The organism is Dactylosporangium fulvum (assembly GCF_025137375.1).
Taxonomy (GTDB): domain Bacteria; phylum Actinomycetota; class Actinomycetes; order Mycobacteriales; family Micromonosporaceae; genus Dactylosporangium; species Dactylosporangium fulvum.
This window is the reverse complement of record NZ_CP073720.1, coordinates 3336393-3352571: the sequence shown is the minus strand read 5'-3', so window position 1 is coordinate 3352571 and position 16179 is coordinate 3336393. Positions and strand designations below refer to the sequence as shown.

The 16179-nt window shown below is 66.2% G+C and carries 17 protein-coding genes; 8 read left to right on the top strand and 9 right to left on the bottom strand.

Features of this window, described 5'->3' with window-relative positions:
- Positions 1–4: 4 nt before the first annotated feature.
- Positions 5–937 (bottom strand): GntR family transcriptional regulator, encoded by a 933-nt coding sequence (locus Dfulv_RS15380; RefSeq protein ID WP_259863671.1) that lies wholly within the window; start codon positions 935–937, stop codon positions 5–7.
- Between the two features lie 409 nt (positions 938–1346).
- Between Dfulv_RS15380 and Dfulv_RS15375 the strand changes: the two genes are divergently transcribed.
- The 8 genes from Dfulv_RS15375 to Dfulv_RS15340 all read left to right on the top strand — a co-directional run bounded on the left by Dfulv_RS15375 (position 1347) and on the right by Dfulv_RS15340 (position 8217).
- Positions 1347–2570, top strand: a complete 1224-nt coding sequence (locus tag Dfulv_RS15375) for an amidohydrolase family protein (protein ID WP_259863670.1) — start codon at positions 1347–1349, stop codon at positions 2568–2570.
- A gap of 82 nt (positions 2571–2652) precedes the next feature.
- Positions 2653–3150, top strand: a complete 498-nt coding sequence (locus tag Dfulv_RS15370; RefSeq protein WP_259863668.1) for a DoxX family protein — start codon at positions 2653–2655, stop codon at positions 3148–3150.
- A gap of 183 nt (positions 3151–3333) precedes the next feature.
- A complete protein-coding gene (locus Dfulv_RS15365; RefSeq protein WP_259863667.1) occupies positions 3334–3537 on the top strand; it encodes a hypothetical protein in 204 nt (67 codons plus the stop codon).
- Positions 3538–3551: 14 nt separating this feature from the next.
- Positions 3552–4163, top strand: coding sequence for a GTP cyclohydrolase I FolE (gene folE / locus Dfulv_RS15360; RefSeq protein WP_406567970.1), 612 nt, complete (start codon positions 3552–3554; stop codon positions 4161–4163).
- 313 nt (positions 4164–4476) lie between these two features.
- Positions 4477–5508, top strand: coding sequence for an ABC transporter substrate-binding protein (locus Dfulv_RS15355; protein WP_259863666.1), 1032 nt, complete (start codon positions 4477–4479; stop codon positions 5506–5508).
- Positions 5509–5593: 85 nt separating this feature from the next.
- Positions 5594–6406, top strand: coding sequence for an SDR family NAD(P)-dependent oxidoreductase (locus tag Dfulv_RS15350; RefSeq protein ID WP_259863664.1), 813 nt, complete (start codon positions 5594–5596; stop codon positions 6404–6406).
- Positions 6407–6520: 114 nt separating this feature from the next.
- Positions 6521–7327: a hydroxypyruvate isomerase family protein gene (locus Dfulv_RS15345; RefSeq protein ID WP_259863662.1), complete on the top strand. Its 807-nt coding sequence runs from the start codon at positions 6521–6523 to the stop codon at positions 7325–7327.
- Entirely contained in the window at positions 7324–8217 is an 894-nt protein-coding gene (locus tag Dfulv_RS15340) for a 2-hydroxy-3-oxopropionate reductase (RefSeq protein ID WP_259863661.1), read from the top strand. Before Dfulv_RS15345 ends, Dfulv_RS15340 begins: the two co-directional genes overlap by 4 nt.
- A 174-nt stretch (positions 8218–8391) precedes the next feature.
- Here the strand turns inward: Dfulv_RS15340 and Dfulv_RS15335 are convergent, their stop codons facing one another.
- The 8 genes from Dfulv_RS15335 to Dfulv_RS15300 all read right to left on the bottom strand — a co-directional run bounded on the left by Dfulv_RS15335 (position 8392) and on the right by Dfulv_RS15300 (position 16156).
- Positions 8392–9225: a pirin family protein gene (locus tag Dfulv_RS15335; protein ID WP_259863660.1), complete on the bottom strand. Its 834-nt coding sequence runs from the start codon at positions 9223–9225 to the stop codon at positions 8392–8394.
- A gap of 1 nt (position 9226) precedes the next feature.
- Positions 9227–10012: an HpcH/HpaI aldolase family protein gene (locus Dfulv_RS15330; protein ID WP_259863659.1), complete on the bottom strand. Its 786-nt coding sequence runs from the start codon at positions 10010–10012 to the stop codon at positions 9227–9229.
- 54 nt (positions 10013–10066) lie between these two features.
- A complete protein-coding gene (locus tag Dfulv_RS15325; RefSeq protein WP_259863658.1) occupies positions 10067–10840 on the bottom strand; it encodes an ABC transporter permease in 774 nt (257 codons plus the stop codon).
- Positions 10825–11571, bottom strand: coding sequence for an ABC transporter permease (locus Dfulv_RS15320; RefSeq protein ID WP_259863657.1), 747 nt, complete (start codon positions 11569–11571; stop codon positions 10825–10827). The genes Dfulv_RS15325 and Dfulv_RS15320 overlap by 16 nt, the downstream gene beginning before the upstream one ends.
- A gap of 73 nt (positions 11572–11644) precedes the next feature.
- A complete protein-coding gene (locus tag Dfulv_RS15315) occupies positions 11645–12463 on the bottom strand; it encodes an ABC transporter ATP-binding protein (protein WP_259863656.1) in 819 nt (272 codons plus the stop codon).
- A gap of 21 nt (positions 12464–12484) precedes the next feature.
- Positions 12485–13564 (bottom strand): ABC transporter substrate-binding protein, encoded by a 1080-nt coding sequence (locus Dfulv_RS15310; protein ID WP_259863655.1) that lies wholly within the window; start codon positions 13562–13564, stop codon positions 12485–12487.
- Positions 13565–13623: 59 nt separating this feature from the next.
- A complete protein-coding gene (locus Dfulv_RS15305) occupies positions 13624–15225 on the bottom strand; it encodes a thiamine pyrophosphate-binding protein (protein WP_259863654.1) in 1602 nt (533 codons plus the stop codon).
- A 595-nt stretch (positions 15226–15820) separates the two neighbouring features.
- Positions 15821–16156 (bottom strand): (2Fe-2S)-binding protein, encoded by a 336-nt coding sequence (locus Dfulv_RS15300; protein ID WP_259863653.1) that lies wholly within the window; start codon positions 16154–16156, stop codon positions 15821–15823.
- Positions 16157–16179 lie beyond the last annotated feature (23 nt).

Sequence of the window (16179 nt, the reverse complement as noted above, 5' to 3'; positions counted from 1 at the left end):
GGAACTAACGGGGACTGGTTGCCGCGGCCCTCGTGGATACGGTCACGCCCGTGCCGCTCCAACTGAATTCAAGGTCGGCGTGCCACTTGTAAAGGTCTCCCCGATACCAGGTGTGCGAGACCTCTACCGGGCCCCGATCGCTGTGTACGACACGTTCCGCGAACAGCACGGGAGCACCGAAATCGATGTTGAGATGTAGTGCGACCTCCGGGTCGGCCAACTCCGCAGACATCGACTGACTTGCTCCCAGAATCCGGAGTCCGCGGTCGTTCAGCAAGGTTGCATGGCCTCCCGCCCGCAACTCTGAGGCTTTGATGTATTCGCTGACGACCGGTGCCAGATATTCAGCTGTAAACGCGAATGGCGTGTTATCAATGAGCCGCAGATGGCGAATCGTGGTTCCCGGGACGCCACTAATGCCCAGGATTGACTGGATGTCTACCGGGAAAGTTCGCTCTTCAATCTCCTGGTTGGCGACCGACATGCTACGGGTGCCCAGGATGAGGTCGGCGAGCGATCCGATGATTTGATGCGGCGGCCGGATTTCAAGATCCTCGCGGACGTAAGTCCCTTTTCCCTGGCGGCGGATGACGATGCCGCGTTCGACGAGTTCTCCGACGGCCTGACGCACGGTGGCCTTACTGACGTTGAACTCCGCGGCGAACTGGTCCTCGGTGTTCAGCGTGGAGCCAGGTGGATACTCGCCTTGCTGAATGCGCTGGAAAATGAGGCCGTATATCCGCATGTACAGCGGTGCGGGAAGAGGTTTGTGCGGCATTAATCGGCCCTTCTGGCGAGATAGTTGGCAACCCCAACGGCTCATTGTTCGACTCATGCTAACGCTTGAGGCGACCGTCGAGCATACCCGGGTGTCGCCTTGTTCGATATCCGGCTTCAGCTGACCCCATCCGGCGTGATGGCGCACCTCGACGTGCACCAGTACGGCAGCTGCGCTTCGAGACTTTGCTGCGTTCGTGCGGTTTGAAGGCTGCGGCGTAGCCGGGTGCGGTGGTGGCCGCGGGCCCGATGACGTGGCAGCGGCACCACCATCACAGGCGGCAGCCGAGCCGCGTTCTGGAGTTCCCCTGCGGTTCGGGCGCCCAAGGTGTGGGGTCCGTCGTGTCGTCGTCCACGCAGGCGCCGTGGTCGCAAGTTGGCAGCTGGGCGCGCTGCCGTGGGTCACGAGCGAGCGGCACCGACCGGCCCGGTGCAGGCGCCCCAGGGCTACGCGGGGAGGCGGTGACCGGCCATGACGCGCCAGCCGCAGAGGCCATCAACGTGGGCACCATCTGTCACCCGGTCTTACGGTTGACAGTAAGACCGGGTGAACTTTAGGCTGCGTGTCGATGGCGGCGGAATCGCCACTCAGAGAGGAGAAGCAGCCCATGACCGCAGTTGCTGAGCCTGTCAAGTCGACGGACACGCTCGACCGCATCCGGCTGATCGATGTCGATTCACATGTGGGCGAGCCGGCTGACATTTGGACGAAGCGACTCCCCGCGAAATGGCAGCATCTCGCACCGAAGATTGTGGAAGACAAGAGTGGCAAGCTGATCTGGGCAACCGGTGACAACCTTATTTGTTCGGTCCACGATGAGCTCTACGCAAGGGATTTCGACCAGGAAACGCAAGACGCGGCCTCCCAGGCGGAGGCTCGGCTCCGCTGGATGGACCGGCAGGGCGTTTACGCTCAGGTCATTTTCCCGAATATTCTTGGGTTCGACGTCGCTGAGTTCATGAAAATGGACCCTGAGTTGTCGCTGCTCTGCGTGCAGGCGTTCAACGACTTCATGACCGATTTTTGCAGCGTTGACCAGCAGCGGTTGATCCCCCTCACGAACGTGCCGTGGTGGGACCTGAAGGCGAGCGTCAAGGAGCTTGAGCGCTGTTACGACCTCGGTCATCGCGGCCTGAACCTTGGCTGGCAGTACGAACAGATCGGCCTTCCGCGGTTGCGTGATTCGCACTGGGAGCCGCTGCTGAAGACGGCCGAGGAGATGGGGATCCCGGTCAACTTCCACATCGGCTTCAACTCGGTCAAGCTCGAGGACACCGGCTTCAACAGCCTGCCCGATCTCGATGCTCTCGCATTCTCGGCCATGAACTTCGCCGGCAACATGCGCTGCATCGTTGAACTGATCATGGGTAGGATCTGCGACCGTTACCCGACGCTCAAGTTCATCTCGGTCGAGAGTGGCGTGGGATTCGTTCCATATCTCATGGACATGCTCGACTGGCAGTTCCTCAATCGCAACACGTTCGACAAGTTCCCGGACATGCTGCTTCCGTCCGAGTACTTCAAGCGGCAGATTTTCGCGACCTTCTGGTTCGAGAAGAACATCGGTCGGATCGCTGATCTGTACCCCGACAACTTCATGTTCTCCTCCGACTTTCCGCACCCGACGAGCCTCACGCCCGGCGACCACCTTCCCTATGTGAAGGGGCCGCGCGACACGATCAAGAGCAATTTGGCGGATGTGCCGGAGCCCATCCTCACGAAGATGCTCCAGGACACCGCAGCGCAGATGTTCGGTATCGACCTTCCCCCCGTCGCACCGAGTAGGAGCTAGAGTGCCGCGATTTGCGCGCGCCCGGGCGGCCCGCGCAAATCGCAGCTCAAATCGGGATCGACCTTCGCGAAAGGGAGATAGCGTGACTCAGGATGTCGGTCTCCTGGTGCTGCGGGCGGGTCTCGGGGCCGTAATGATCGCTCACGGGTACAACCACATCTTCGGTGGCGGCAAAATCGAAGGCACGGCACGCTGGTTTGAGAGTCTGGGCATGCGGCCCGGTCTGTTTCACGCGTGGGTGGCAAGCGTGACCGAGCTGGGTGCGGGCGCTCTGCTCGTGCTGGGAGCGCTCACCCCGCTGGCCGCTGGGGCTGTGATCGGCGTGATGGTCGTCGCCTGGATCACGAACCATCGGAAGAACGGCTTCTTCATCTTCCGCCCCGGCGAGGGCTATGAGTATGTCATGACGCTGGCCCTCGCCGGGATCGCGCTCGCCGGCACCGGCGCCGGACGCATCTCCATCGACCACGCGGTGGGCATCTTCTGGCCCGTCGGCTGGGGTTCGTTCGCAGTCGGGGTCATCGCGGGTCTCGTGGGAGCGGCGGGCCTGCTGGCGGTGTCCTGGCGCCCCTCGCATTAGCGTTCGATCACGTCCGCAGTTACTGCGCGGGTGCTTCGGTCGGGCACCGAACCATGTCAGCAGTTCGAGGCCATCGCCCCTGTCGGATGCATCCGGACAACGCCGGCCTGCAGTCGCGCCGAGGAATCGCACCTGATCGGCGTGAGGTATTCACAGACCCCGTCGTGGGAGGGAGGCAACCACATGGACCACGATCTGGGAGAAATGATCGCCGGGCTGCCGCCGGATTGGGCAGGCCTTTTGACCGACTGGGACAGGTCCATGCGTTCGCGCGACTACCCCGAGACGACCCGATACAAGTACCTGGTCGCCGCGGCTCACGTCGCGCGGTATCTGGCTAGGCCGACCAACGGCTCGGACACCCAGGCTTTCCGGATCCGGCCGTGACAACGCGGAAGGCGGTGGCTGACGACCCGGAATGTGGCGGCGCCCGGCTGCGGGTCCTGCGCGGGACCCCGGAGCCGGACCTGGCCAAGGCGACTGAGGCGGCACGCGACCTGCTTATCGCGCTCGGCCTCGACCTCGCGGATGATGTGCTGGCCGAGACACCAGGTCGGATGGCCAAGGGCTACGCCGAGCTCCTGACCCCGCGCGAGTTCGACCTCACCACGTTCCCCAACGACGAGGGCTATGACGAGTTCGTGATCGCTCGCCGGATCCCGTTCCGGTCGCTCTGTGAGCATCACTTGCTGCCGTTCGTTGGTGTCGCACACGTCGGCTACATGCCCGGCGACCGCATTCTCGGGCTGTCCAAGCTGGCACGGGTGGTGGAGTTGTTCGCCTGCCGTCCCCAGGTACAGGAGCGTTTGACGATGCAGATCGCGACCTGGCTCGACGGGCGATTGAAGCCGAAGGGCGTCGGGGTGGTGCTGGAGGCGGAACACATGTGCATGACGTTGCGCGGGGTGCAGGCGGCCGGTACGAATACGGTGACTTCGGCGCTGCTGGGCATGGCACGCACTGACGCCCGGACCCGACAAGAGTTCTTCTCCTTGGTCGCCGCTGGACTCTGACGGGCATTGCTCGTCGTTGCCATTCCGGAGGCTCGAGCCGTCGGCGATTGCGCCATCGGCGCATTCATGATCGAGCCTTCCCAACCCTGCTCAAGCAAACAACGCTGGGCTCTGGGCGACGCATTGTCAAGGCAATCATGCACGCATGGTGACAGACTCGTTAACTTCTCGTTAATTTCTCTTGACTTGAATACGGGCTACCGTATACGGTCCCTAACTACATCTGGTCGCAGGTGTTCGGGTAACTATCAGAATGAGGCTGGACATGCGTCGATTCAGTCGATTCAACAGTGCGCGGAATGCAGCAGCGACTATGGCAACTCTTGTCGCTGCACTGCTCATCAGTGGATGCGCGAGTGACAAGGAACCGGCACGGGCCACAACCGATGCCCCAAGCAAGGTTGTGATCGGCGTCGGCGGCAAGTACCTGGCAAACTACGCGAGCCTGTGGGCTGCCCACGAAGAGTTCTCGAAAATCGAAAAGAAGTACGGCACCACCATTCGGTACGAGGAGTTCAGCAAGGGTGCGGATGCGCTTTACGGCATGCTCGGAGGGAGTCTTCAGCTCTGCGTCATCAGCCCGACGAACGGGCTGACAGCGGCCGCATCCGGCAAGGACGTCAAGTACGTCGCCGCCACTTATGTGGGTTCCGGCCTGATGCTTATTGGCGCAAAAAAGCATGAGAAGACGTACGGCACCGACATCAAGGCGTTCAAGGGTAAGTCGCTAGGCTTCTACGGGCCTGGATTCACACAGGCAGTCGCCAAAAAGGTCCTCGAGTCCGCCGGGCTTTCGTGGGACGACGTGAACCCGGTCGCACTCGGCTCCGGCGGCGCGTTCGCCCCGTCCCTGGGGCAGGGCCGAGTCGACTTCGCCGTCGCGGACATCTCCGTAGCCGTGTCCGCGATCAACCAGGGGGCCGCCTACATGGTGTCAAACCTGAACGATCCGCAGACCGGCGGCAAGCTCGTCGGCGATAGCCTGGGTGTCGGCATGATCTACCCCGGCGACTTCATCAAAAAGTATCCGAACCTAGCGCAGGACCTCGTGACGGGCCTCATCAAGGGACTGTCGTTGGTCCAGGGCGCGGGCGACGACGCGGCTGCTGTTTATGCCCTCATGCCAAAGGAATTCAAAGACGTCAACCGCCAGGAAAGCTTCACCGAGCAGTGGCCGTACCTGCGGCCGTCTTTCGCCTCGGACGGCGGTTTCTCCGACTCGCAGATCAAGGGCACCCTCGGTCTCGGCGATCTAGATCCCAAGACTTTGCCCAGCGATTACTTCGACCCGACCTACGTCGACGAGGCATACAAGAGCCTGGGCATCCAGCGCCCAACCAATTAGATGGTCCGGCGCCTGCGCCAGGATCAACCATCAGAAATAGTCGGCAACGAGCCGTCGTCGGCCTGTTGTGATCGGAGGATGTCACATGCGTTCGACCCAGGAGCGCAACTACCGGGACACTGTTTTCGACCAGTTCAGGCTGGACGGCATGACGGCTCTGGTGACCGGAGCTGGTCCAGGACTCGGTTTCAGCATCGCGCGCGCTTTTGCCGCTGCGGGAGCGGCCGTGGCGTTGTGCGCGCGCAGCCAGGAGAAGGTGGACGCGGCCGTGAAGGCCATCGAGGACGACGGGGGCACCGCGGTCGGCGTTGTGGCGGACATGAGCCGGCCAGAGGACATCGACCGGCTCGTCGGGGCCGCTCGGAGTCGGCTCGGACCCGTGCAGATCCTCTTCCACAACGCGGCCTCGCACGCGGGGCAGAGTCTCGAGGGACTCCAGACCGATCCCTTGTCGCTCACTGTGCAGGACTGGCAGTCCCAGTTCGAAGTGAACCTCCTTGCGGCCTACCTGCTCGCACAGCGCGTGGTGCCGGACATGAAGGCGAAGGGGTACGGGTCGATCATCAACACCACCGCGGTGGCGGCGTTCAGGCCCAAACCGAACATCGGGTCGATCGCGTACGCCGCGACCAAGGCCGGACTGACGATGATGACCCGTCAGCTGGCGAAGGAGTGCGGCCCGGAGGTCCGTGCCAACATGATCTGTCCCGGCAGCCTCTCGCCCACCGGTGAGATGCGGGACATCTGGGCCCCCAGCATGAAGGGCATTCCGCTGGGACGTGTGGGCCGCTCCTCGGAGGCGGTTGGCGCCGCCCTGCTCCTGGCGTCACCCGCCAGCAGCTACACCACCGGCACGACGATCTTCGTCGACGGCGGGCGAGTGAGCGGCGTGTCCTGAGCCCCGACGGGCTTCGCCCCCTCGGACCAGGAGCAACCCGGCTGCGCACGATGCGATGACCACCCGAGTGGCCGCATCGTGCGCAGCCCGACATGGGCGTTAGGGAGAATACGCGTGAGGCCCCGGTACACGGTCAACTGCTCGCTGCTGTTCACCGACCTCCCGTTGCTGGCGCGGCCGGCAGCCGCGAAGGCGGCGGGGTTCGACGCCGTCGAGTTCTGGTGGCCGTTCACCCACGCCGCACCGGGTGACCGCGAGCTGGACGCCTTCGCGGCAGCGATCATCGATGCCGGCGTGACCCTGACCGGACTGAACTTCTTCGCCGGGGACATGGCCGGCGGCGACCGCGGGTTGCTGTCCTGGACAGGGCGCGCAGCCGAGTTCCGTGACAACATCGACGTCGCCGTGGGGCTGGGCGCACGCCTGGGTGTCGAGGGGTTCAACGCGTTGTACGGCAACCGGATCAACGGCGTGGCCGCGGGTGAGCAGGATGCGCTGGCCGTCGAGAACCTCGTACTCGCCGCGGCCGCGGCGGCGCGGGTGGGCGCGCGGGTACTGCTGGAGCCGATCAGCGGGGCCGAACGCTATCCATTGCGCACCCTCGCCGACGCCCACGACGTGCTGCTGCGCGCCGCCGCGGCCGGCGCCACGCGAGTCGCGCTGCTGGCGGACCTGTACCACCTCGCGGTCAACGGCGACGACGTCGACAAGGCAATCGCCACACACCTCGACCGCATCGGTCACGTCCAGATCGCCGACGCTCCCGGCCGCGGCGAACCCGGTACCGGTGCCCTGCCGCTCACTACGTGGATCGACGATCTGTACCGCGCGGGCTTCGCGGGTCGCGTGGGCCTGGAGTACGTCCCTGCCACGGACGACCCCTTCGGTTGGCTGCCGCGCGCAGACAGGAGCACCGCATGACCACCGTCGGGTTCATCGGCCTCGGCATCATGGGCGGCCCGATGGCCGCCAACCTCGTCAGCGCCGGATTCGACGTGGTCGGCCACAACCGCAGCCGCGCCGCCGTGGATGCCCTGGTCGACAAGGGCGGGCGGGCCGCCGGCACGGTGGCGGAGGTCGTCCGCGATGCCGACGTCGTCATCACCATGCTGCCGGACTCGCCCGACGTCGAGGACGTCGTCCTCGGCCCCGGAGGAGTGCTGGCGCATGCCAGGGCCGGCCTCTTGTTCATCGACATGAGCACCGTGCGTCCCGACGTGTCCCGGGCGATCTCGGTCGCGGCCGCGGAGGCCGGCGTCCGTGCCCTCGACGCACCGGTGAGCGGTGGCGAGCCGGCCGCGATCGAGGGCAGCCTGTCGATCATGGCCGGCGGAACCGCGGCCGATGTTGACGCGGCCCGTCCGGTACTTGAGGTCCTTGGAGACACGATCGTGCACGTCGGTCCGGCGGGAGCCGGGCAGACCGTCAAAGCCGCCAACCAGCTCGTCGTCGCGGGCAACATCCAGCTGCTCGCCGAGGCAATCGTCTTCCTCGACGCCCACGGCGTCGATGCCGCGGCCGCCATCGAGGTCCTCGGCGGCGGGCTGGCCGGCAGCACCGTGCTGAGCCGCAAGGCGGCCGGGATGATGCGCCGCCAATACACGCCGGGGTTCCGCCTCGCCCTGCACCACAAAGACCTCGGGATCGTGACCGCCGCCGCACGCGACGCCGGCGTCATCACTCCGCTCGGCGCCGTCGTCGCCCAACTCGTGGCCGCGATGGTGGCCCGCGGGGACGGCGGCCTCGACCATTCCGGCCTGCTCAAGCTGACCGAGGAGCTCGCCGGCCTCCCCCGCGCCCCGAGAACCTGACACCGCGCCCTTACATCACCGAGAAGAACCCATGGCGGCCGACGCCGCCGTCCTCTGATCGGCGGGCCCAAGCCGGCGGCGCTGGAGCCGAGGCGCCTGATACACCACTGAAGACGAAAGCGACCCCGCATGCGCGGGGTCGCTGCACATCTTCGCTTGTCGCAGTGTCGCCGGCTACCGGCCGGGTAGCGGCGCGCCGAAGTCGAACACCATCGCCTCACCCGGGGTCACTCCGACCAGAGCATGGCTCTCGCCGAAATCGGAGATCACGATGGTACGAGCGCCGAGCTTCCTGTTCTCCACCTCCACCTCGCCCGACATGAGCCACACCATCTGCGTGCGCTCCGCCGGGAGCGGGACGAGACCGTCGGCGTCCCACTGGTACTGCTGGACGTTGAAATCGTTCTCCGTCAGGTGGCCGAGGTCCTTGCGGCGTACACCGTCATCGACGCGCCACGCGAAGCCTTCCGGATTCATGAGGACAGGCTGGGGATAGCGCGGCACCGGATAGACGAGCGGCTGGCCGTTGACCGCCTCCCAGATCGCGTTCGTGGCGTCGTGGCGCACCTCGTTCCCGTCGGCGTCCGCCGTCACGTAGTAGCCCTCTTTGAACGTGCCGGACTTCTCCATCTCCGTGAAGGCGGCGTCCGACTTCTCCCGCGTCACCCAATGCTCGCTCCACTGGACGAGCAGGATCTCGGCAGCCTCGAAGCGCTCGGGCCCGTAGTGGGCGCCCGCAGGGAAGAACGCCACGCCGCCCGCGGACGACACCTGCCCTTGTCCGTAGTCGGGCTCGCCCGAGATCGTGAAGCGGAACTGGTCGAAGTTGTGGCGGTGTCGCGGAGCGGTGAAGACGCCGTGCCCGCCCTCGTAGCGGACCAGGTCGGACGTGTACCCGACGCCGGGGGACGCCTCTCCCTCGTGGATGAACTTACGCGAGATCTTGCCGGTGCGGTGGTTCTTGACGACTGGTTCCCACTCGATCGATTCGGTCTCGAGAACGAACATGCTACGACTCCTTACGTGAGGCGCTCTTCACCGCGGCGAGGTCGGCCTTGGTCCGAGCGATGCCCGCGTCGAGGTATTGCAGGTCGGATCCGATGGTGGTGAGCAGTGCGCCGCGCGAGACCCATTTCTGGGTGGCCGCGAGCGAGTTGCTGAAGATGCCGAACGGCACGCCGCTGCCCTGGCACGCGAGGAGGACCTTCTGGATCGCCTCCTCGACCGCCGGGTGCTCCGGGTCGCCGAGGTGGCCGAGCGAGACGGCCAGGTCGAACGGACCCACCATGATGCCGTCGAGCCCGCCCGTCGCCAGAATCTCCTCGATGGCCTCGACGGCCTCCCCGGTCTCGATCATGGCCAGCACCGCGATCTGCCCGTTGGCGCGCGCGAGGTAGTCGGCCCGGTCGCCGTGCAACCGGCTCGCCCGCCGGGGGCCGAAGCCCCGGCTCCCAACGGGCGCATAGCGCGCGGAGGCCACCGCCGCGCGACATTCCGCGGCGGTGCTGACCGAGGGCACGATCACGCCTTCGGCACCCAGGTCGAGCGCCTGCTTGATATAGACGTCGCCGTGGGCCGGCACACGGACCAGCACCGTCGACTCGGTCGGGTACAACGCCGTGAGCACGCCGTGCAACTGCTCGGTCGTCATCGGCGAGTGTTCGGTGTCCACCACGAGGAAGTCGACGCCCGCGGTCCCCATCACCTCGGCCACGAGGAGGTCCGGGATGGTCATCAGGGTTCCGATGGACGCCTCGCCCGCGCGCAGCGAGCCGAGCAAACGATTGTCACGCACTGATCCACTCCTGCCATGTCCTGCGAGACGGCCTGTCCCGCTCGTCCGTCCCGGTCACCGTGCACCTGCGCCCGACCAGCGCGTTGCCCGCCGTTCCCACAACCTGATCAGCCCGTCGAGCGCCCACGCGATCGCGATGACCGCGGCCAGGGCGGCCCAGATCTCGTTCATGTTGAACCGGGATTCACCGAACACCACGAGGTATCCGAGACCCTTACTGGAGCCGATGAACTCCGCGGTGATCGACGCCTGGAACGCGTAGCCCAGCGTGACGCGTGCCGAGCCGATCAGCCAGGTCGCCAACGCGGGCGCGTAGACGTTCCGCGCGATGTCGAGCCTTCGGGCGCCCATGAGCTTCGAGTTGTTGATCAGTTCGGGGTCCACGTCGCGGAAGCCGGAGGCGACGATCGTGATGACGACGACGACGATGACCAGCACGACGAGCAGGACCTTGGCCTGCAGGCCGAAGCCGAGCCAGACCGCGAGGAACGGATAGAGGATCAGGCGGGGCATCCCGTTGAAGAACGTGATGAACGGGTCGGTCACGAGCCGGAGGAACTCGTTGAGGCCGATCGCCGCGCCGATGATCACGCCGAGCAGCGTGCCGATCCCCCACCCCAGCAGGAGCACCTGCATCGTGGACAGCGACGATTGCAGCAGTGTGCCGTCGACGATCCAGTTCTTCAGCTGGCCGAGGGTCTCCCCCGGCGTGCCGACGACGAACGTGTCCAGCACGCCGCTGGCCGTGCCCCACTGCCACAGCCCGAGGAGGGCGAGCACGGCAGCCACCTGCAACAGCGGCATGCGCAGCTTCACGAGAGTCGCCATTGCCGGAACCTCTTGTCAATCAGCGTCAACAGGCGGTCCGCGGTCAGTGACACTACGGCCACCATGAACATCCCGGCGACGACGGCATTGGGGTCAAGCGCCTGCTGGCCGAGGGCGATCCGGTGCCCCAGGCCCTGGTTCGACGCGATGTACTCGGAGATGACGGCCGCGGTCAGCGCCCAGGCCACCGAGACGCGCAGACTCGAGATGAGCCAGCCGGCGGTCGCCGGCACGTAGACGTCCCGGACCCGCTCGAGTCCTGAGGCGCCCATCACCGAGAGGTTGTCGACCATGGTCTGGTCGATGTTGTTCAGGCCCGAGTAGACGCCGTAGAACACGACGAAGAACATCGCGACGGCGATGAAGTAAATCTTCGACTGGAAGCTGATGCCGAACCAGACGATGAACACCGGGGCCAAGGCGATCTTGGGGAGCGAGTTCACGATCGCGATGAACGGCGACAGGAACCGGCCCACCGCGGGGAAGGGGAGGATGACGGCGATCAGGACGATCGCCGCCGCCACGCCGAGGGCATATCCCGTCGCCGTCTCCGCCAGCGTGACGCCGGTGTCCGTCCAGAACGTCGCGTCGACGACCCACGCACGGACCAGGCTGACCACCTCGGTCGGGCGGCCGAACAGCAGGCGCCAGCGCAGATCCGTGGTGAGCAGCTGCCATCCGCCGACCGCGGCGGCCAGGATGGCCAGGCGCACGAGCCAGACCGCCGCCATCATCCGACCCGTCTGCCCGCGCGTGCCTCGGCCACGAAGGCGGCGCCCGACGCCGAGGCGCCGGCCTGCGGACTCAACGCTTGTCGACATTGGTCTGCAGCACCTCCTTGCGCAGACGCTCCCAGATCTCGTGCGACAGCTCGGTGAACCGTTCGTCGTAGCGCAGCTCCAGGAGGTTGCGCGGTCTCGGCAGGTCGATCGTGAACTCGCCGACGATGGTGCCCGGTGACGCACTCATGACGAGGACGCGGTCGGACAGGCCCACCGCCTCCTCGAGGTCGTGGGTGATGAAGATGACCGAAGGCCGGTACTCCTGCCACAGGACGAGAAGGTCGTCCTCCATGATCGTGCGGGTCTGCACGTCGAGGGCGCTGAACGGCTCGTCCATCAGAATGATCTTCGGTTGGTACGCCAGCGACGCGGCGATGGCGACCCGTTTGCGCATGCCGCCGGAGAGCTGGTGCGGGTACCGCTCGCCGAAGCCGTCGAGCTTCACCCGCGCCAGCCACGCCCGTGCCTCACGCAACGCGTCCCGCTTGGACATGCCGTGGTAGCGCAGCGGCAGGGCGACGTTCTGCTCCGCCGTGCGCCACGGCAGCAGAGCGTCGCGCTGAAAGATGAAGCCAACCTCGGTGTTCACGCCGCGCACCGGGTGGCCCAGCGTCTCGACCGTTCCGGCCGCGGGCTTGGCCAGACCGGCCAGGAGGCCGAGCAGCGTGGACTTGCCACACCCGCTCGGACCCACGACCGAGACGAACTCGCCGCTTGCGACGGTCAGGTTGACATCCTTGACCGCCACGAACTCGCCTTTGGCGGTCGGGTACGACCGCTTCACCCCGGAGAGCTTGATCGCGTGGGTGTCCGCTCGCGATCCCTGAACAGTTGTCGTCATCTCGAGCCTCCGTACGGTTCGCTACTTGTGCGCGGTTTCCGCGGCGCGCTTCGCCAGGGTGTTGTCGAAGTACGCCTTGGCCTGAGCACCGCTCGCGTCCTGGGAACTGAAGCCGCCCAGGGCGTACGTGTCCGCGATCTCCTTGTCATCGACGGTGCCTTCGGTGGCGACAAACGACGGGTAGATGAACGGCCACTGCTTGGCGAACACCTTCTCGTCCTGGTTGACCTTCTTGTACGCATCGGGCAGAGCCGCGTACGCGGCAGCCGGGTCCGGCGTCTTCTTCACGCGGTTGATGCCGCTGACGAGCGCGTTGATGACGTCCTGCGTCAGCTCGGGGTACTCGTCCATGAACTTCTTCGTCGTCACCAGGCCCGCGCCGATGATGTTGCCGATCAGCGGGGCGGCCTTCGCGGGGTCGCTCAGGTCGGCGACGATGTAGCCGACACCGTCTTCCACGGCCTTGATCGCGGTGGGCACCTCCATCACGACGATGTCGACGCGACCGGCGGCCAACGCCGGCGAGTAGGCGGTGGTCGATCCGAGCGCCAGCTGCTTCGTGGCGCCCCAATTGAGCCCGAAGTGCTCGGCGACCTTCTGCGCGGCGATCTGGCTGCCGGAGCCGGGTGACGTGAAACCGAACGTGGCATTGGCGAACTTGGCCACGTCGCTGCCATGGCTGGCCTCGTACTTCTTGGCCGCCACGACGACCTGGCCGGTGCCCTTGAAGATGTTGCCGATGTAGCGGACCTCCTTGCCGGCGATGGCCGCCGTCAGGCCGGTGGTCGCGCCGCAGTTGCAGATCTGCGCGGATCCGCCAAGCAGTGCGGTGAGCGCGTCGGAGCCCTTGTTGAACGGCTCGAAGCTGACCTTGGTTTTGTACTTGGTTTCGATGGCCTTGAAGTCGGGTTCCGCCGCCCACAGCGGCGCGAAGCTGGTCAGATAGTTGCCGCTGCTGGAGATGACCAGACTGGCGGGCGCCTTCGCCGCGCTGCCTGTGGTCTGACGGTCATTGCCGCTCGCACAGCCGGCAGTGGCGAAGACTGCTACCGCGGCCACGGCGGCCATAAGCCGCCGGGAACGCGCTGTCAAAGGACTCATGTCGCTCCCTGAAGCCGAGTGTCGCCGCGGCCATCTCGCAGAGATGGCCAGGGCGCTCGCTAGACGTACCTGGTGTCGATCCTGATGTCGATGAGCTTCGGTCCATCGGCGGTGCTCGCACGCTCCAGGGCGTGGCGCAGTTCCTGCTCCGATCGAACCGTGAACCCGATGGCGCCGAGCGCCTCCCCAACCGGCCCGAAGTCCCGCCACACGAACGTCGTGGCGCTGGGATCCATCCCGCGGTTGGCCAGTTGGACGTACTCCGCGCCGTAGGCGCTGTCGTTGAAGATCACCACGGTGATGTTGCGGTGCTGTTGAGCCATGAACGTCAGATCGGAGAGGCCGCCCATGGCGAAGCCTCCGTCGCCGCACGCCACGAGGACGGGCCGATCCGGGTCGGCGTACGAGGCGCCGAGTGCGGTGCCCATCGCGAGCCCGAGGGAACCGAAGTTGACCGCGTGCACGTACGCTTTCGGCTCGGGCACGTGCAGCCTGGTGAACGCCTGGTGGATGAAGCGCCCGTTGTCGATGACCAGGGTGCGCTCCGACGGGAAGCCACGGTCGACGAGATCGAGCGCCACGCGCAGGTCGAGCGTGTCCTTGCTACCCTCATCCCCGGCGGGGGCGCCGGCCGGCCGCTCGGACGGCCGGACGTCTTGCGAGAATCGGGTGGCGTCAATCTCGCCTTCGTCCAGCAACGCGACGAAGGCACTCGCCACGCTCGCGGCGTCGCCGGGGATGGCTACGGTCACCGCGCTGTAGCGGTTCAACGCGCCAGGGTCGGTGTTCACATGGACGACGCGCTTGCCCTTGAGCAGCGATCCCTCGGCGGACGTCCACATGTTGAGTCCGCAGCCGAAGGCGATGACGCAGTCCGCGCGCCCGATGACCTCGAGAGCCCGCTCGTCGGAAAGGGTGCCGAAGATACCGATGGCAGACGGCTCGCCGGCGAAGAGGTCCTTGCCGCGCAGCGTCGTCGCCAACGGGGCCCCGATGCGATGAGCGAGCTTGACCAGCGCCGCCTTCGCCCCGGCGTCGGACGCGCCGCGGCCCGCCAGCACGAGCGGCCGGTTCGCCGACGCGATGACGGCGACGCCGTCTTCGATCAGCTCCGGGGTTGCCAGGACAGGCTCGTCGTCCGCAGCGGCAAGCAGTTCGGGGTCGTTGCCGGCGTCCTGCCACTGCAGGTCGATCGGGATGTTGACCACCACCGGCAGGCGCTCGGTCCGGGCCCGCCGAGCCGCTTCGAAGAGATCCGCGACGGCACTCTCCGCCGACCGGACTTGCTGGAACCCGACCTCCGCGGCTCGTGCGACCTCGAGCTGGCCGATGTTCTGGATATGGTTGACGCTGTCCTCAGGCGTGTCGCCCGCCAGCAGGAGCATCGGAGTCCGGCTCCGCGACCCTTCGACCAGCGCGGTGACGGTGTTGGTGAGCCCGGGCCCGTGTGTCACGGTGGCCACCCCGAGTCCGCCCGACGCCTGGGCGTAACCCATCGCGGCGAGCACCGCACTGCCCTCGCTCGCGGCGGGAACGTAGGTGCCGCCCACGGTCCGCGTGAAGCTGTCGATGATGAACAGGTTGGCATCACCCATGACGCCGAAGACGTGCGTAACGCCGAGGGCGGCCAACTCTCTCGCGAGTGCCTCATGAACAAGCATCAGCACCATCCTCGTTCCGGCGCCCGCCGAAGCGTCCGGGCGCCTTGAAGCGACGGCGCCGCGATCTGTCCCATCAACATCCGGCCTTCCCATCGCGGCTAGTTTGAATACGGTATACGGTTACCAATGTGTTAGCAAGGCATTGCGGCGTCGAGTCCGCCCTGCATGACCGGCCTCAAGCCGATTACTCGCGGGCGGCGTTTCGCCAAGTGGGGGGCAATGCCCAAGACGTGGTTGTGACCGACGTCTCACCGGGTGCTGCATACGGTATCCCGTAAACCATTCCGTAGCAAGCCTGTCTTCGAACCGGCATGAGCCGGCTTCCGCCGTGGACCGGGGCAGGCCGGATGGCAGGCGCCGGAGACGGCGCGGCACAGGGTTCAGGGGTGCGTCGGCGCTTGCGACGGGCCTCGCCCGCCACAAGCGCCGGCAGGGCCGGCGTCGTCCACCACGTTGACCGGGTCCACCATTGTCGATCTTGCAGTTGTGGTGCCGAGGCACTCCTTGAATGCCCGGTTTGTCAGGCACCACAACTGCAAGGTCGACGCGCGACAAACCGGCGAACGTCGGTGGACACCGCGCTCGCGTTCGCGTTTCAGCGCAGGCTTCGCCACTGCTCGGCGGCGATCGTCACGACGATCGGACCGGGCGCGGCCGGCACGGTAAGTTGGCAGGCGAGCCGGCTGTCCGACCGGCGCGGCGCCGCCGCGTTGTCGAGGAGCTCGTCCTCGGCCTCGCTCATCGCGTCGAGCTGTTGCGGTTCGATCCCGCTGATGAAGACATGACACGTCCCGCAGACGGCGTCCCCACCGCACTCGGCGACGAGACCGCTCACGCCGTAGGCCATCGCGACGCGCAGAAGATTGGCGCCGGTCGGCACCGAGGCCGTGATCGGCGCGCCGCCCGGGGGCACGAACGTCACCACCGTCATGGGCGATCCAGACCTGACACAGT